Below are 19577 nucleotides of genomic sequence, written 5' to 3'. Positions count from 1 at the left end.
TCAAATTGGTTCATATAATGAATTATGTTTTCACTTACAAGCATTGTTAACTGATTCTTGATCTGGCTTAAATACGACTTTTTCAGCAAGCCCTACGTATTGATAATATCCCGAATTGCAGCTTCAATTTTGGCAGCACTAATATGGCGACGGTTTGTATAAGAAATCATGTAACTTGTCACTGCACCTTGCGAATGACGCGCCATCTGATTGGGGCCAAGATTACAGCCATAGCTAAACGTAGTAAAAATATAACGTTCAGCAGGATCAGATATTTTTGGTTCGCTTCCTGAAAATAGACCAAAATGCCTTGTCCAGTTCAACCAATGCTCAACATTACAAAGGATTTCTAAGATACTACGCTCCGGCATCAAAGCCCGAATTTTTGATTCTAATTCTTCCACTTCATCCGTTTGAGGTAGCGATGGAATTCTTTTAAGTACAGGTTCTCCATCTTTATTGATAGTGAATTGTTTATCAACCGCACAAATCTTATCTACAGAGGAAGCTACCTGCGCTAATTTATCTTGTAGATGTTTAACAAAGTCATTCGGGTTAGCAGGAAATTCAAGTAAGCGACAGTATTCTTCTATCAAAGGTTCGCATTCAGCATGACTCAATAATTGTTCGCGGAAATCGGCATAACTTGATGAACCCACAACACAGGCATCTCCTGTTTTAAATTCAGTCGCTAGATTTGAAAAGATACAAATTTCTAACTGCTGACGAACCAAAATCTCAGTTCCATCAATTTCTTCTACAACTAGCGCACGCCAGTTACTACTAATAAAATCTAAATCAATCTCAAAAGGCAAATACTTGGCGCGTTTGTGTTGATTCTCTAACACGAACTTTAATGCTTCAATTACTGACTCATCAGCAGAAGTAGAGAGAATATCTAGAGAACGTACCAAACTAAAAAGTGCTTTCCGATTGGCAGAATAAAACCGCCACATCAACGGTAAATGGTTGTTGGTGTTATACACCGCAATCTCATCCAACTTTTGCAACAGCAATTCTGTACCACCATGTTCATCCAAAATTGATTGCACCTGTTCTCCAAAAACAGCATTATCCTGAGTTTCTTTGGCTTTTGTAGATGCTTTTAATACTTGCCCAAAGGTAGCCAATAACTCTGATGTTTCAGTTAAATGTTTGTCGCGTAATTCCTGCAATCGCTGTTTAGCATTATTTTGAATCTTGTTGATACGTTTAATAAACATATCAACAAGATAATCACGGGTGTTAACCTGTGCCTCTACTAATTATCTTCACAATTGCGTTAGCGTAGCGGGGCGAAGCCCATTGCGAACTGCGAATTGCGAATTGCTTGAAGGACCTTGCGTCACCGAAAACCGAATCATGGCGCATATTTTTAACGAATGCGAAAAGTACGGCTTTGAAATTCTAGATGATGGGATTTACCACAACGACGTAAAACTAGGTGAAGTCGGCTGTACTGATGCTGATTGGTGGGTCATCCGGGCTTCTTCAACGTATCAGCAGAAGGTCGCGTGTGAGAAGGAAGAAGGAACTGGACAAAAATCATAGCCAGATTTAGAGCGAGATTTGGGATTAGCTTGAATCTTGACAAGTTGGATTCCCTGATTGCGATCGCCCTTTGCATCAAACTTAACCTCGCCTGTTGCACCCATAGCTGTAAAATCTGGTGAGCGAAGAATTTGAGCTAATCTTTCACGAGTGGGAGGTGTAGAGATATTTTTCAGTCCTTCAATTAGAGCTACGGTAGCATTATAAGACATCGCAGTTCTCCAGTTAACAGATGCGCCCCAAAGATCATAAGATGTCTTTGGAAAATCGGTTTTTGAGGCTAAAATATGCCAAGGAACTGCAACAACCATACTAACTGCCTCATTTGCACCTTCTTCCAAAACTTTAGGTGTATAAACATCGTCTCCACCCAAAAGGGGAAGTCGCTTATTATTAGCTTTCACTACTTGAAGGGTATCATCTAGTTTTCCAGTATTGGGTAATAATACTAAAACTTCAGCGCCACTCTTAATAGACTGTTCTGTACTATTATCCGCATTAAAATTGGCATCAGATAAGTCAAATACGCTTGATACCTGTCCTCCTTCTTTACTAAGGAACTTCTCAAACTCTAACTTGAGAGATTTGCTAGAGGCACTTTTAGAGTTATAAAAAACCGCAGCATTCTTCCCTAAATTTGATCGCATATGGCCTACTAATGACTTTGCTACTTCGGAATCATTGGGGGCAGTGCGAAAGATGTAGTTACCGAAATCTGGTAACTTAGTGGAGGTACTGATAGGGAAAATTGCTACCAGTTTCCCGGCGTTATAAATTTTCTCTGTCTCTAAGGTAACATCGCTGGAGAAATGTCCTACAACTCCTAGCACATGAGAATTTTTTACCAATTTTTCGGCAATATCCTTGTCGTCATTATCATCAGCGATTAACACTTGTAACAGGATGCCATTAATGCCTCCTTTTTTATTAATTTCATCTTGAGCTTGAGCAACTCCCCGTAACATCTCTAAAGCACTATTGATATCGCTTGCAATAGGGGCTGATACCGCAATTGTATAGAATTTTTTCTTGAGCTTAGTAATTTTGTAATTATTTAAGTAAATTAAAGCTTCTGGATCATTGGGTCTTTTGTTTAGATATTTTGTTAAATCAGTGACGGCTTTTTCAATTTTATTGTCATTGAACGCCTGCACTCCAGCTAATTTCACCCAAGCTAAAGGATCTGTATTGGTAATGATTTGCTTACCTTCACTTATATCTGCCCTATTTATTTCTGGAATTGTTATTTCTGGAATTGGCGGTTTTGGTTTTACCTTCGTACCCTTCTTCAGGGATGTAAATGAAATATAGTTAAAAATTCCTTGAAAATTAGGAAAGATTCTCGAACAACCCCACAAAGTCGTCATTGTAATAGCTGATGAAATAATAGCTGATGAAATAATATACCTCTTTTTTAGGCTTTTTAATTCCTTTGTACTTTTATCTGCCTCTATTTTTTTTAGTTCATTTTCTAATTCCTTGAGTTTTTCTTGATATTTTGTTACTTCATTTGTATTAGATACATTTGATTCTTCTAGTTCATTTTCTAGTCCCTTGAGTTTCTCTTTGGTATCGGATAAATTTGATTCTTCTAGTTCATTTTCTGGTTCCTTGAGTTTTTCTTTGACATTGGATAAATTTGATTCTTCTAGTTCCTTGAGTTTTTCTTGGTATTTTGTTACTTCATTTGTATTAGATACATTTAATTCTTCTAGTTCATTTTCTAGTTCCTTGAGTTTCTCTTGGTACTTTATTACTTCACTTATATTAGATAAATTTGATTCTTCTAGTTCCTTGTTTAGCCTCTTAATGTCTTGCTGGGATGTTTCTATAGTTATTTTGTAATCTAAACTTTTATTAATTATCTCGTTTTGTAATTCCCCTAGTTTATTTCGCAACCTTGTTTTTTCATCTTCTATTTCTTTTTGTTTTTTAAAACTTGCTTTTACAAAATCTTTTTCTAACTGATTCAACCAATTGTTCTCTGATTCGTATATTTCTTCTAGCTGCTTAAGATAAAAAGCATTATTGTGCCATAGCAAATCTTCATTCTTTTCGTTGTTGTTCCAAGAATCAGCAGCAGATTCTATTTCCCTTCGTAGATTCTTTAATTTCTCCTCTTCACTTGCTATGCATATTTGTAGTTCTTCCCATTCTTTTACTACAATATCATTAGCTAACTCAACATAGCTTGAAGTGACTTCATCTTGAGAATAAGGTTTTATCAGTAAATTAGATTCTTCAAATTTCTCTAGTATCTTCTCAACTCTCTTATTTTCTGTGTTATCTGGATAATTTAATTTTGAAATATATACTCTTCTACGAGTAATTTCAGAGGGTGGGCGTACCTCTACCATCCGCAACATTACATTCTTGATAGTTTTATCCCATGTAATACTATTCTTCTTAGCTATTTTAATATTATTTACATTCTTTTCTAGTTGGGGAAGACAGACAGTTTTAATTACATACATATATATTTTGAGATCGACAATTTGTTCATTATCTTCCAAGTCTAAAATTATCGATAGAATGTCTTCTCTTGTAACTATATGCTCCTCTGATTCTTTAGAGTATCCTAGCTCGAAGAATACATATCTCATTAAGCTAGGATAATCTGATTTTACTACCAGATCGAAAAAACATATTTGCCAGTTACAAATAATAAAAACTAAATCTAGAACTAACTCCTGTCTACAAAGAAGAAAAAATAGAAATAGTTCGTTTATCCAAGCTTGATATATACTGTTGAACTCCTTATACTCAATTAGCTCCTCATATACTGAATTTATTCGATTAACAAGCGATTTTTTAACTCCGCCTAAATCTTGATAATCTTTTAGGGTAAATTTACGATCATCTGGGTTGTCAATATTTCTTGTATTTTTTTTAAACTGCTCTATACGTTTTTTGTAAAGTTCCTCTAAAGTATAGGAAACCAAAGGTAGTAATCTTGGTGTTTGTCCAACATCATCAAGCAATTGATTTACTAAATCTTGTCCATCTGGTTGGTACTCAAAAAACATTGTTCGTATTTGGGCAGGTTTTTCAATTGCTTCACGCAACTGCTCTCGTGTCATTTCTTCGACTAAAAACTGATTTTCATCTGTCAAATATTCATAAATCAAATTGTTATGGAATGCGTGTTTAATGTCTGAAGGCATCGTCAATACAATCCGTAGCCATTCTCTATGTTGATTGACCAATTCTACTAACCTATCAAGAAATTTATTGCGTTTATCTTCTGCTAATTTTATTATTTCTTCAAATTGATCAATTATTAATATTCGCTTATCACCAAATATTTTAGAATCAAAATCTTCTTTCCATTTCTGCATATTTTTAGTAAGCTCGTCTTCTTCATTTACATTTGAATTTGATCTCTCAGATTTACGCATGAACAAGTTCAAGAACGTGTCTAGTAATCCATTTATTAAATTAAGCTTATTTTCTGGAGTTTTATTAAGTTTTGGGACAGGAGTAGCAAAAATACATATTTTTTTTAATTCCTCGTTTAAAGAATCAAAAGGATCAGATCCAATAGGTAATTTAATATAACACAATTTTTTTGCTGTTTTTAAGTCTTCATCTAACTGCTTCCGAAAGGCTGTCAATTTATTCTTTAACTTTTTTTCTAATTTTTCTAATTTTTTGCTTAAATCGTTGAGTTCTTGTTCTAAGTTTTCTTGTTGTACATTATTGGTTTCTTGTTTTATACTATTAACTTCTTGTTTTACCTTATCAACTTCTTGCTCTATATTATTGATTTTCTGTTTTATCTTATCGACTTCTTGTTGTACCTTAGAGAATTCTTCTGCCTTTTTTTTTGATTCATTGAACTTGATCTGATATTCTTTTTCTAGATTTTCAATCATTTCTCTGGGTTGATGATCCGAATTTTTAAATTCCAATTGTTCTTTAAATGGCTTTATATATCTGGGAATTAACCCTGCTTTTACCAAGCTAGACTTACCTATTCCTGAATATCCTGTAACTATAGTTAAAGGATTGTTATCGACTTTCTTATAGAGTTTTTCTATCAGTTGTTCTCTGCCAAAAAACAAGTTACTGTGTTTTTCTTCATAAGATTTAATGCCTAGGTAGGGATTATTATCTGGTTTTAGTGCTGGTGCATCTTCCAGCTTATCTCGGTTTTCTTGAGATAACTCAAGAAATATATATTCTCCTTTATCATGCTTGGTAGGAAATAAAAATATTTGAGGATTTTGTTGCTTATGTTCATCTCGATTTACTAGTTCATTTAGTTTTGTTCTCAAGAATGAATAAACTTCTGTGGCTGTAATGAATTTAGTTTCAAAATTTTTGCTTAGTTCATTTGGGTCTAGCGCATTAAAAAGAAATTGAGCAAAGGGAGAGTGTCCTTGATCAGTTGATTCTCTTTTTGCCAATTCACTAAAACCATAACTATCTAAGGCTGTCTCGTCACTAGAAGATGAGGTAATAACTTGCCAGGCGTCATATTTGATGTAGCTATCATAGAGTTGTTTATTTGGTTTAATTTTGTCTTGAACTTGTCGATTTTTTTGAATTGACCATCGGAATGAACCAGCATAGCAGCAGTCCAAAATCAATAACAAATGCCGACATTCAAGTTTGATTAAAGCCTCATACAGTTCATCTGTTCTTAAAGATTCTTTGTCATTTTTACTATCTTCAGGTATTAATAGCCCTGGTGGTTTATCAGCCTCATCGAATATACTTTTGCCCTTCCCATGCCCAGCAAAGTAAATTAAAACTCGATCATCTTTTGTAACAGTTGGACAGTTTTGATTATCATTTTTATTGTTAGGGTTATTCTTGTTTCCCTCTTCTAAATATTTAATATCAAGAGGAACTTTTCCCTGTTTAAAGAAATCAAGAAGCTTGTTAAGTTTAGTTTTTGTAGCATCCTTTTCTAATAACGAAAGAATACGATAGTTATATGGATGATTTTCAAGGATATCTTTAATTTTTTTTGCATCCTTAACAGCATTGTCTAATGTCGCTACCTCTTTATTATCGCAATAATTAATTCCAATGATAATAGCGAAACTACGTTTAAAGTCGTATTGAGATTTTTGTTTACTTTCCTTTGTTAATGATGCTACGCTTTTTTGTGAATGTTGGTTTACCGATTGTTCTTTAGACGGAGAAACAGATGAACGAGGGAAGCTAGGGTTATTGTTTTCCTTCTGCTCAAGTTTTTGTGTTACCTTTGATGTATTCGTTGAAGCTATATCAGTCGGCTGTGTATCAGTTTTACCAGAGGATACTGAGAAAAGATTTGGTCGCAGTCCTGGAGAAGAGGAACGGCTAGGCGGTAAGGGTTCGGGCGGATAGCCAAAAGCTTGACTAATTGCACTAGCGATCGCATCCAATCCTTCCGCTTGTCGGAAGTAGGAAAGATGGTCACAGGCGATCGTATCCAAAATATTAACAGTGGAAAGGCCATCCTGCGGCACATCAATTATGCTACTAACAGCGACAGCAATATCGTTTTCTTCATCTCCAAAGGGAAATTCAATCGCTCGACGCAACTTGTTCTTCAGCGCATTTAACAATTGTTTTCCATCAGAAGCTTGATTAATTAATGCGGTACTTCCCGCAATGATGCTGTAAGGACACCTGGAACTAAAAGAGGTTTTGAGTTCAGAAAAAAATGTAGATTTAGTGGAGTGCATTTCCCGCAACGTCACGCTCATCGCCTCAACCAGCTTCTCCACTAGCGAAGGCACAAGCGGCACATAGGAGAAAGTTAGCCCAAAAGATAGGACGTAGGAGAAATTTAACCCAAAAGATAGGAGGGTAGTTGCTAAGTCATGCACTGTTGCCCACGGAGAACCGCCATTAGGAGTGCCAACCATAATTAAATGATTGACCACTTCATTACCGTTTCCTTGCTCGATGAAACTTCGAGACACCAAACCACCCATCGAGTGCGCCACAATATGCAACGTCTTACCGTGATTTGGTGTAAGTCCGACCGCAGCTAATTGATTTTTGAGTATCTTAGCAGTTTCTTCGATGGGTGTATTTAAACTTTCGTAGTCAAACGCCAATACCAGGTCATACAATTCCTCTACAGATTTGACTTGCTCCTTGACATTTACTTTGGCATGGCGCACGCTCGGAATCATGCTTTCTGTGTCGCCAATGATACCGTGAATGTAGAGAACGATATTTTTGGCTTTGGTAACGGCTGCTTTAACCGTGTCAATATCTTCTTTGTCGGTGTAGCTAACCGTGCCGTCCCCATTTACAGTTGCTTTTCTCAGCCAAGCATAAGAAGACTTGCGACCCAGATTATCTAACACAACTTTGCGAAAACAGAGCTGGATAGCTTGACCAATCTCGCGTTCATCGGAATTCAGCCCTTGAGGGTCGCAGGAACCTATCCCACTAATAATATTTGTGCTACAAAGCTTAAGCTTATTGAGAACCGAAAACGAAAAATCAAGGTTTTCAAGCACATTTTACGAAAAGAAGTAGGGGTTTTTTGAATAGTGGGATAGGTTCAGAGATATTCAATCTTAATCTCAGTCTTGTCGTTTTTTGCCTGCCCGATTCCTAACGGAAAGTAAAACTGACCATCGTGAGCCAGAGCAAGAATCTGTTCGTTCGGCTGCAAGGGGCGATCTACTGAGATAATCATTGGTGAGTCTGGTTTGACGGCATTGATCGTTGATGTATCTACCTCCAACTCCAGCACATCTAATCCTTGTTCAAGACTTCGACTTGTTGTTGTGAACTGAAACGCCTCAGTTTTCTCTAAAAGAGGTGGCAAGACATTGCTGCTCATACTTCTGGTTGCAACTTTAGTTGTCTTGAAGCGCGCACTTGCCGACAGCCCAGACGGTGCCTTAATCGTGACCCCAGAGGATATCTCTTTTTCTACTTCTGGTGTTAGTTTTACACTATCTTTCGGGCGCACGTAAGTGAAGCTAAATTGCGTCGTTATCCAGTCATCATTAGGAAGTTTTTGCGGAACAGCAACTTGCCGATCCGGTGGCTGTGGGATCAACAAACTACCTTGTAAAAAATCCGATCTATTAAATTGCCTGGTACTCGCAACCAGCTTGAATAAGTCCTGATATTCAGTTACGCCTTGATCCACAACCTCTTGAGGTATTTCTAAAGGAATGTCTTGAGGTTCATGCCCATCCGATTCTTCGGGTGATGCCCAGTATTCTTGCCCTGGTTCAAGTTTAATCCAACTCCTATCACCTCCCTCTGGTAAGATTGGAGGTAAGCTTACGGAGTAATCATCTGCAATGTCAAGAATGGTACAATAAAGACTTCGCTGAAAAGTATTTTTGAGCTTCAGTTGAATTGTGGGTAGCTGCCAAGTACCATCATCTTTGTACTGGTACTTTAGACGTGGATGAGAATCTTCCAACTTTTCTCCATTGTGGAAAATTTCAATCTCGATCGCATTTTTAGGAATATTTGTGCTGGGGTTTTCCATATCCCGTGTTTTTCTCCAACGGGCGATGTGTTCCACCTGTTTCACTGCTAAATTCACGTCATAGCCTTTGATTGGCTCCACCAATAGGTGATCACTGGCATCAGTGATTCTAAACTGCTGGTTATCTGCATATAGGCAATAGTGAGTTTTATTGCGATCGCCTTCTATGCCTACAAAGGGAGAATCCTTAAGCAATGCTTTTACTTGCTCTAATACTTCATCATCGCCTTCCAGGTAAAAGCTAACACTGGGTAGCTGTCGTTCAGTTAAAACTGCGTAAAAGTTTAATATAGAACCTTTAGGCTCAGGTTTTGAGGTGAATGCTACCACACTTTCTGTTACGCGAACAGTTGTGATTTTAATTTCACCGAGTTTGTTTTTGTCATTTTTCATCTCGTCGGCAGTGCTATGCTCCCGATAAACGGCGAGTTTACTATCTTTTTGTAGATGCAGAAAAGCACCACCATTAATAACCCACTCTGATTCCTGAATTAGCTGCTTTTCGTTGTTAACGTCGTTAACGTCTCTATGCCGACGAGAAAGAATAAAATAGGGATCGCGGGGTTTAATCACCTCTTTATCCCCCAAAAATGACATCTTATTTAACTCCTCAGATGTCATACCAATGGGTTCAATTTGGGGTGTTTGAACCCTCCTGTAACCATGAACGCGACTACTGACCTCACGGAGCAAATCATTGTAGGACAGTGTTGCATTGAGGCTGTTTAACTCTTTAAGGAAAAAGTAAGAAAAAATTCCTCGCTTATTGCCCTCTGGATCGCTAAGTTCTTGCGCTGTCTCTGTATAGAGGCAAGCGGAAATGAAGACATGTTTCCCTTCAGGAAATTTCCGGTTTTCGAGGTCTTGTTTGGTTTGAGGATCGTGAGCAAAACAAAACTTATCATACGCCCTCGGCGGACGGCTATCTATTCGGCGAATCCCTTCCTTTCGGTCTGTGTCTCTGGTGCCAGAACTGGAATGACAGCAATCGAACACAACAAGAATGTGCGGTTCTTTTTTCGCCACTTTGGCAATCAGATATCGCAACTCTTTGTCGGCTAAATCTCGGATTTCAGTACCATCCTCACCTAGAGTACGGCTGTCATAGCACACAATTGTCTCAAGCTTCTTTTTACCTGGTTCCTTATCATACTCCAAAAGATCGAATTCCGGCGCTGCCAGTTCTTGTGAACCATGACCGCAGAAGTAGAATAGAACTACATCATGTTTACCTGCTTGGCAAAGATGATTCTCAAACTTCTCAATCACATTCTGTCGAGTTGCCTGCTTATCAATAAGCTTTTCAATGTGAGAATTATACTTTAAACGATTTTTTAGAAATTTTTCGACTGCTTCGATATCATTCACGCATCCAGTCAGGTTATTTCCAGGACTTAGATATTTATCAATACCAACAACAAGTGCGTAGATATTACTAGCCATAAATTTACTCTCAAATTCCAAGTCAGTTTTGTATCGTTAACTCACCAATGGTTGGGTGAAGTCTGAAAGCCTGATTGTGAACTGTGAAAAGTCACCAATTCACCCAACAAAAGTCAAATGTTTCGTCTAGTTGGTCAGGTTCTAAATGCCAGAACTAAGAGTACACACGCATCTGCTAAGATTCTTGTACGAAGCTCATCAGGCAATTGATAGCGCAAGCTTTATGAAACTGCTTCTTGAGATTGTCTGAAATACTTATATACATAGCGGTTATTCTAAGTAGTACCTATGTAAAGCTACAAATGCACAGAACATGATTACAGATTGATCATTAGCATTACAGCACTTCCGGCTATTATGAAGCACAATTTTCCCCATATCCCTTTCCTATCCTAACTTTTGAGACTGTGTGCGTACCTCATAGCAGGCGGAAGTGCTGTATCGGAAATCGAAGGGTTTAAGACCCCTATGTCTACACGTAGCTTCAATTTCAGTCAGGGTTTAAATCCCTGTCTGAAATTGTCTTTAATTTTGAATTTTTAATTTTGAATTGTTAATCAGTAAATTTACGATAGTAGCTAAAATCAGGGCAAATGCATCTAAAGTATAAGAATCCTTTAATAGCAAGAGTTTGGGCGTTTTTCCAGTTAACCGATTTTTTCATCAATATCCGCCAGTAAATAGAGCCGTTCCCCTCGCCCTTGCGTCGGCGGTTTTTACTAGGGTTATTTTTCATTTCCCCTAGTAAAACACTGCTGAAGCCCAACGGGAGCAATGCGATTTTGTGAGGTGCTAAAAATTAGGGGTATAAATCGTCTGTTTAATAGTGCGATCGCAGCGAAATAGCTGTTTTTATTGAGAATCTAGCTATGTAACTGAGAATTAAACCCCGATCTCACTTTTTCACGTTGCTCCCAGCCCAACTAAGAACAGCAGCATTAACTACTGTTTGCAAAATCTTAGGGTTCATATTCTCACTGCTTTTGATGAACTTTAAACTCATAGTAGTCACCAAGCCATTTTTAGTCAACTGGGAGATTACAATGTGAGTAAGAATGATAAAAGCAAACTGATGATTTCTCTCGATTCTGTTGACAGACTTAAGTGGAGTACTGAATTAGGGAAAGGCTTACAATCTTTACTTTGGCGCAGCCTCACAAATAAATGGTATAAGCAATTGACGCTCTTGAGTCCGTCAACCGCCATATTTCAAATCTCCATTGTCGTTGATAATACGGTCGTTTAAATTAATGTCAGGCGTTATGTTTTTTGCTCCTCCGTTATCTTTACAGGATGTATGGAATCCGATAAAATTAGGAAATTGTTGATTAAGCCCAGTAGGAAATGAACCGGAGCCGGCCTGTGCGTCGGTGTCCCAATCGCAACTGCCCAGAAAATTACCGTTTGGTTGCCATCCCAGCGTGCCATTGTTATTTGTGATGTAATCATTTAGTTGGATACGTGCCTGATTATTCCAAGTTCCATCCGCGCGGCGACAGTTCCCGTATAACATACCCGGAGAATTCTTGTACAATATCAAAGAATTACAGGACTGGGCAAAGCCTCCTCCTGCTAGTGCCGCATTAGGTTTCAGAAGAAATGACCCTGAAAGTACGAGAGGTAAACCAATAATAACTGTCGCAATTCGGCTGAGTTTTTCCAACATATTCGATCTCCTTCGTATGGGAATAAAGCGTTGTGGTTCAGTCTTTTGGTGCGTCTTCAACAACTCAGGGGAAAATTGTTCGCGATCCGTTGTTGTCTTGGTTGTATTTGTTGTGATCTGTATTTCTCCTAAGATTTGGTTGTTGATGTTAGACATTGTTTCTCTCCGGAATTTCAGATTGTGTTTAAACTGAAGGTAAGCTTGTTTTCTTCAAAGAGCAGTGTTTTTGCCTGCTTGATAAATACAATAAAACAAGCTATTAGATAATGCATTGGGTGCTTGTGCAAAGTTGATTGCTTAAGCCATGATGAGTCGATAGCACAATAAAGCAATATTGATTACAGTTTTGTGCAATCATTCTCGGATTTTTCCCCCTAAGTCTCAAAAATATTTGAAGCATTTTAAAACGGCTGATACCGTACTGAAAAGTAGAGACCGTTTTCTTGCAACGAGTTGCCCCGATCGCCAACTGAAATTAAGGGAATGCCATAGTCTAGGTGCAACGATAAATCGGGGATAATCAGCCAGCGCGAACCCAGTCCTAAACTAGCAATTGTCGCCGGGTCGGGGTCAATTTCTCGATTATTCCAGACCGTACCGATTTCAAAAAAAGGCACTAACTGTAGTACTTTGGGGTCTGATGTGAGTGGAACGCGAACCTCGACTGAACCCAGGATGCCATTGTCGGCAACAAGTTGGTTTTGTCGGTAGCCTCGAACTGTATCGACTCCACCTATACTGAAGCGTTCCAAAGATAGTAAAGAATCTGGGGTTAGCTGGGCATCAATTCGCGCTACTAGCAGATTTCTGGGTGACAACTGCTGTACCCACTGAAATTGTCCCAACCAGGAAAAGAATCGCGCGTCAGTACCTGTGTCATTGATGGTTGCATCAAACGCATCTATCCCTAGACTGAATTGAGACCGGGCCGCTAAGACTCGTCTGGTGCCGCGATTCACCCAATCTTGAGAAAACCGAATCACTGTAGCTTTGCTTTCCCCATGTTCCGCACCTTCTGTGAAGGAATAGGGAGTGTCGTTGAGTATATACGTTTGGCTGCGACGCAGGTCTAAGGATAAGCCGAATGCAAATTCACTGGTTGGTGTTCTTGTGATTGGCTGACGGAAACCAAGGGAATAGGTTTGAGCCTCACTTCTGATACCTATATTCCGGAAATCTTCTTCAATAATGCGGCTATCGCCATTGTTATAGCGCAAGTTAAGAGTACCATTGCGAGCATTGACAGGGATGGTATAATTGATGTCGTAAAGGTCAAGTCCCTCAGTATGACCGTATCTGGCACTGAGGCGATCGCCAAATCCTAACAGGTTTTCATGGCTGACTTCTATGCTGCCTTGGATGGAACCAATGCTGGGAGATTGGTTGTTATCTATGGTGAAGGCAGTATGAAAGGCAGGTGCTTCTTTGAGACTGACCCGTAAGATATTACTCCCAGGAGTGTTGCCTGCCGCTAACTCGGCATTTACCTGCTCGATGAGCGGATCGAGTTGCAAGAGTTGCAAGGCTTCTTTTAGGCGTCGCTGCTTTAAGGGAGTAGACGTGGCACGTTGGAGGCGCGATCGCACGTATCCTTCACGCAATCGCCTTAACCCACCGATTTCAATCTGCTCGAGTTTGCCCTCTACGACTCGAATTTTGACTATACCAGTGCTGAGATCTTGATTGTTGGGTAAGAAGGCTCCAGAGGTGATGTAGCCGTTTTTAATGTAGAGTTTAATAATTGCCGAGCGCAGGCCGAGCAACTCTTCAAAGGTGACTGAGCGGTTCTCGTAGGGCTGGGTTAAGGTGGCAATTTCGTCATCCAAAACGGTATTTCCCAGCACTTTCACTTTTTTAATGAAGAAGCGATCGCTTGATGGGGAAGTAACTTCAGGTGAATCTTGGGTTGGGGGAGTTTGCAGTTTAACTTTTGGTGGTAATGTAGGCGTTTCACCAGGGAGAGGACGGGGGGATTCAGAGGGTTTGGGAATCGTTTGCTCAACCGCATTAGGTGCGCTTGGGGGAATAGTGACGCCTGGTGGCGGTGGAGACTGAGCCACTGCACTGAGCCCAAAGCAAGCTGAGGTTGCCATGCAAGAGCTTAAAATGACAACCCACCTATTGATTGGATACATACTCATATTATTGAATTAAGAACATTCTCGACTCAATACGAGTTTCCCATTTGGTAGTCGATATACCCCTTGGGGTTCTACAATGGGGTCACTTTTTTGCCAAGAAGGATTTGGGTTGGTATTTGAGAGTGTGCTGTCACTGGGTAAAGTTTTCACATCTACTGTGGGAAAGCTGGACATTTGAGCATCTCCGGGGCGCTGCGGTAAGCCACCAGTACCTGTGATGGTGAAGGTTCCCTTCGTTGGTTGATTGCGGCGGACAATGCAGCTATTTGCCAGGAGGCTGTCGGTGTTAATCTGATTTTCGGGTAACTCGGTGAGGCTGTTTTGGATGAAGCTGACATCGGGTAGGGTGATGACTCCATTGATAGCACCAGTAGCATTCACGTCTACTCGGTTATTGTCATCAAGGGTACTTGGGGGATCGTTACGAGAAGATGCAGGGCTGTAGTTTTCGCCGAAGAAAGCTCTGGTGTCGAGGGTGATATTTCCCCCTTTGCCGCCATCATTACGATCAGCATAAGCGAGGATGTCGCTGTCGCCAAAAGCGATAATTGAGTTAGCTGTTAGCTTAATGTTACCGCCACCGCCTGCACCAGAGGCGACATTGGTTCTGATATCGCTGTTATCAAAGAGGTGGATGTCAGAAGCGTTGATAGTGATACCTCCCCCAGAAGATTCGTTGGAGGAAGTTGCGATCGTGCCATTTCTGGCTGTTAAGTTTCCGGTCTTAATCGTGATGTTACCAGCAGAAGCAGCACCATTTGATTGGGCAAGCAAACTCGCCCCATTGCTCAAGTCTAAAGATTGTGCCGCATTTACTGTAATATTGCCACCTACCCCATCAGGATTAGAGGAGAAGGTAGAGGCCGATACCGTAGCGCCATCAGAAAGGGTTAGTCGTTGTGTGTCAATCGTCAAGTTTCCGGCAGCACCGTCACCTGTGGTTTTAACTGCAAGTTGACCCTTGCCGCGAATGGTTATGGCTTCTGGTGCTTGTACTATCAGGTTTCCTCCTTTACCACTTCCAGTTGTGGACGCAGACACTAAAGATTGGGGAGCTAAGGTGAGGTTGAGGGTGGATTGATTCTCATAGGGTTTTAGGGTTAAGGTTCCGGCGGGAGTTTGTCCTTGAGTTTCGGCAAAGACGCCCACGACTCCGGCTAAATCCATAGTGGATGCATTTAAGGTGATGCTACCACGCCCAAGTGGATTGGTGGCAGTATTGGTGGCGGTGGCAGTGATGCGGGCGGTGTTGGAGAGGGTTAAGCTGGGGGTATTGATAATAATGCTTCCGGGTTGGCCTGCGCTGCTGGTTTCGACAGATATAACCGGGGAAAAATCCTCCACACCAATGCCAAGATTCATGCCAGTGGAGGCATTGGCTGTAATTGTGCCGCTATTGCCACGACCATTCGTTCTGGCAAAAACTTTCGCTCCCCTGGCAACGGTTAAGGTGGACGTGTCGAGGGTAATGTCTCCCGCATTCCCACTGCCTGTGGTTGAGGTGGAAAGTTCGGTTTGTTGGATGTCTAAATTTCTGCTGTTAACTTTAATTTTGCCAGCATTCCCATTGCCTGTGGTTTCTGTGTTAATGGTGCTTTGTCCCTGAATCGTGATGGCATTGGGAGCCTTTATTTCTATATTCCCGCCGGTTCCTTTGTTAGAAGTGGAGGCAGAAATAGACGTTCCCGGTGCCAGGTTAATATTGAGGTTTTCTGTGTTGGGGTGGGATTGCAGGGTAATATTTCCGGCAGGGCTAGAACTTGCTGTGGTGGTGGCGATGTTGGCCTCGTTTTGCAGGGTTAATTGAGGGGTGGTTAGGGTAATATCTCCAGCTTTGCCTTGGTTAGTGGTTTTGGCAGATAGTTCACTAGCAGAACCGATGAGCGTAATTCCTTGACCTGCTTCGATACCAATACTGCCTGCTGCACCTGTGTTGCTAGTATTACTTCTAATAAAACTATTATTGAATGTGACTAAACCTGGGCTGCTTACGGTTACATCCCCAGCGCTATTGCTGCCTTTTGTGTCACTTTGAGTGGAACTGTTGTTAAATGTGAGATTGCCTAAGCTGCTGACATCAACATTGCCTGATTGACCTTTTCCATCCACTTTCAAGGTGGTAGAGAAGACCAAAAAGAGTATATTTACCTGCTTGCTCGTCAGAATGTTGGTATTTGTCAGCCACAAGTCACCCAAACCTGTTATCTGAACTGTTCCAGATTGTGAGTCAGAAGATAGAGTTAAGATTTCTAGATTGCTGACGTTGTTTTTAGCTTTTAGGGCAACGTTCCCGCCATTTCCTGCGGTTCCTTGTTTAGAGATAGAAGAGGAGCTAAGGACTGTAGACTGATTTCCTATCCCGGAAATATCTCCACTTGTGGTTCGCAGGGAAATCGCGCCCCCGTGACCCGTATTACCATCAAAAGAGACCGAGGAAGAGAGCAAATTGCCAGTGATATTGATGTTATTAGGAGCAGTTAAGGCAATCGCACCCCCTTGACCCGCATTACCATGAAAAGTGACGAGCGAGTAAGAAAACAAATCGCCAGAGGTAATGCTGCCGTTGGCAGCAGTTAAGGCAATCGCACCCCCCTGACCCGCATTGCCACGGTAAGAGTGAGAGTAAGAAAACAAATCGCCAGAGGTAATGCTGCCGTTGGCAGCAGTTAAGTTAATTGCGCCCCCCTGACCTGCATTGCCAACATCAATAGAGACCGAGGGAGAGAGCAAATTGCCAGTGATATTGATGTCATTGGCAGCAGTTAAGCTAATCGCACCCCCCTGACCCGCATTGCCAGGATTAGAGAACGAGTTAGACCACGAGGCAGAGTCCAAATCGCCAGTGATATTGATGTCATTGGCAGCAGTTAAGCTAATCGCGCCCCCCTGTCCCGCATTGCCAGAAAGAGAGTACGAGAGAGAGTCCAAATCGCCAGTGATATTAATGTCATTGGCAGCAGTTAAGCTAATCGCGCCCCCCTGTCCCGCATTGCCAGAAAGAGGGTACGAGCGAGAGTCCAAATCGCCAGTGATATTAATGTCATGGGCAGCAGTTAAGCTAATCGCGCCCCCATCGCCAGAACTTGAAGAGGTTTTAACAGTACCGTCAAGTGTAATACCGCCGCGAGAGGTTATAAAAACTGACGGATTTCCGGCTCCCCCATTCATAAAAATTCCTCCCCATTCTCCCTGTAAAGTCTGTGTAACTTGAATGTCGCCACTCAATAAGGAGTTGGGTTGATACTGATTTGTTAACAATACTCTTCCCGCCAAGGGTTGGGAAGCGGCATTAGCAAATAAGATTGTGCCGATTTTGATATCTGCACTTGATGGGTTAGGAGTGAAATTTATCGGCTGAAGCAAAGTGCCAGTGCCAGTTTGAACTGGACTACCAATCAAAGCCTGGTTTACTCCGGCGCGAATATCCAGAGTCGGTTCACTCTTGCCATTGATAGAGACAGTAGTTCCATCAGCTAAATTTACTCTCTCTACTAAACCGTTTTCTGGATCTGCTCCTTGAATCCAGACATAGCCAGGAATCTCTACCTTACCCCCAGCAAAAATATGTAAGGAGGCTCCTTGATAGGTATTGATAAACACATCTCCTCTAGCTCGAAAAATTGGGTCATGGGGACTAAACAAATCTCCCAAACTCCCATCTAGCTTTTCTATCCGAAAATTACCCCCACTCCAGTAGTGGGCATCGCCTCCCACCGTGTTACTACTTCGCAACACCATATCCCCACCAGAAAACAAACCGCTTTCTGGATCACTTAAGGCAAAGATATCTACCCTGTGATTCCCCTGAACCAGCAGATTTCCCCCAGCAGAGGCAATGAAAGGAATCGCAGCACTATCGCGCACTTTCACCGTATCCTGCGCCTGTAACGTTAAATCTCCCCCAGAGAATAGCTGCCCCTGCAAGTCTAGATTGCCAGCCGATAGAGTAAGATGTTTCCCTGTTGATAAATTCCCTTGATTAATAATCGTCATCGGTTGATTGGCAACCTGACTAAAAAACAGTGCTCCCGGAGTCACAGAAAGTAAACTACTCCTTTGGGGTTCTACGGCACTGAAATATCCACTATCACCCAACTGTACGCGATTGGCTGTCGTCGCAACAAATGACCCCTTAATATCTAAACTGGCATTTGCACCAAATATAATCCCGTTCGGATTAAGCAAAAATAAATTCGCCCCACCCAAAATCCCTAACCTGCCCAAAATGTTAGAGGCATTGCTGCCCGTGACGCGAGTTAAGATGTTCTCAATTCCAGTGGGATTAGCAAAATAAGCTCCCCTGCCTTCCCCCACATTAAAGTCCTGAAAACTGTGGAAGAGGTTAGCGCCTCGAGTTGCCCCCCCATCAATGCGATCGCTAGGAATTCCCTGTATACTCACATTGGGTGTAACAACAGAACCTTCAGCACCCAGCGTATTGTCAGGCACGATTTGAGCCAAAACGCGATCACTTACTCCTATTGAGAGTACCGCTACTAAAGCGACACAACCCCCAATCTTCCACGCCAAACCTCGACCAAACCAGCTTTTAAGAATCATAAGGTAGTTTTCTTAACATTTTTGCAAACCTCTACGCGCCCATCTCTCAATCACCTCTGTAGATGTATTTTTCGTATTTACTTTTCTTTATGGCGTTGGGTTTTTTGACGCCGACTTATTTAAATTAATTAGGATAAGTAAGCTGGCACAAGAAAACCAAACTATGTGAATAAAAGTAAACAAGGCTCAAGTCCTTTTTCCCCCTGCCCCTGCAATAACTGCCTTATCCCAATGATAATTCTTGACGCCGACCTACTTATTATGTTAGAGGCTGTCAAAATCTTAACTATAATCGGCCTCATATAACAATTTTATTTATACGTATCATTTATAAGATTTTTATTTTGGGAAAGAGAAACTGAGTGCCGCTTCCCTCGAAGTCAAAAATCAAAAATTATTTGAGCTAATGCTATCAATCACTGGTAAATCATGACTTCCTTTGAAGCCGTCACTGCATTGAGTAACTGCTTGCTTAATTTATACAATATATCTTGAACTGAAATTAGGCATTCACCTGTTGTGCTAAGTTAATGGTAAAACAAAGCAATACTGATTGCACAATTAGGCACCTACCATTGCCAAAATGTGCAACTTCAGATCGGAATGGAGTTAAAACTTCGGACAAAATCTTCGTTGGAACCTATGGTATCCTCCTATAGACATCTCCAAAATAGTAATATTCTGTGGTAGAAGAACATTATGATAAGTTTTTGACATAAAAAGATGAGTGAAATACTGAAGGATATTGAAG

General features: G+C 40.9%; 6 protein-coding genes. All 6 read right to left on the bottom strand.

Annotated features, from left to right (window positions below; translation table 11 throughout):
* Positions 1 to 92: 92 nt before the first annotated feature.
* Complete coding sequence (locus tag V7K30_RS15315) at positions 93 to 1223, bottom strand: Tn3 family transposase (protein WP_335000540.1); 1131 nt, start codon at positions 1221 to 1223, stop codon at positions 93 to 95.
* 276 nt (positions 1224 to 1499) lie between these two features.
* The gene (locus V7K30_RS15310; protein ID WP_335000538.1) at positions 1500 to 8021 is read right to left on the bottom strand and encodes an nSTAND1 domain-containing NTPase; all 6522 of its coding nucleotides are present in this window, start codon (positions 8019 to 8021) and stop codon (positions 1500 to 1502) included.
* 44 nt (positions 8022 to 8065) lie between these two features.
* Positions 8066 to 10459, bottom strand: a complete 2394-nt coding sequence (locus V7K30_RS15305) for a caspase family protein (RefSeq protein WP_335000536.1) — start codon at positions 10457 to 10459, stop codon at positions 8066 to 8068.
* A 1195-nt stretch (positions 10460 to 11654) separates the two neighbouring features.
* Positions 11655 to 12281 carry a CVNH domain-containing protein gene (locus V7K30_RS15300; RefSeq protein WP_335000534.1) on the bottom strand — a complete coding sequence of 209 codons (627 nt, stop codon included), beginning with the start codon at positions 12279 to 12281 and terminating at the stop codon, positions 11655 to 11657.
* A gap of 245 nt (positions 12282 to 12526) precedes the next feature.
* Entirely contained in the window at positions 12527 to 14218 is a 1692-nt protein-coding gene (locus tag V7K30_RS15295; RefSeq protein ID WP_335000532.1) for a ShlB/FhaC/HecB family hemolysin secretion/activation protein, read from the bottom strand.
* A 57-nt stretch (positions 14219 to 14275) separates the two neighbouring features.
* A complete protein-coding gene (locus V7K30_RS15290) occupies positions 14276 to 18826 on the bottom strand; it encodes a two-partner secretion domain-containing protein (RefSeq protein WP_335000530.1) in 4551 nt (1516 codons plus the stop codon).
* Positions 18827 to 19577: the final 751 nt, after the last annotated feature.

The sequence above is a fragment of the Nostoc sp. genome (assembly GCF_036917655.1).
Classification (GTDB): Bacteria; Cyanobacteriota; Cyanobacteriia; order Cyanobacteriales; family Nostocaceae; genus Nostoc.
This window is presented reverse-complemented; position numbering and strand designations above follow the sequence as displayed.

Coding starts and splice junctions, on each gene's coding strand:
- V7K30_RS15315 (WP_335000540.1), bottom strand. CDS start 1,223: ATGTTTATTAAACGTATCAACAAGATTCAAAATAATGCTAAACAGCGA.
- V7K30_RS15305 (WP_335000536.1), bottom strand. CDS start 10,459: ATGGCTAGTAATATCTACGCACTTGTTGTTGGTATTGATAAATATCTA.
- V7K30_RS15300 (WP_335000534.1), bottom strand. CDS start 12,281: ATGTCTAACATCAACAACCAAATCTTAGGAGAAATACAGATCACAACA.
- V7K30_RS15295 (WP_335000532.1), bottom strand. CDS start 14,218: ATGGCAACCTCAGCTTGCTTTGGGCTCAGTGCAGTGGCTCAGTCTCCA.
- V7K30_RS15290 (WP_335000530.1), bottom strand. CDS start 18,826: ATGATTCTTAAAAGCTGGTTTGGTCGAGGTTTGGCGTGGAAGATTGGG.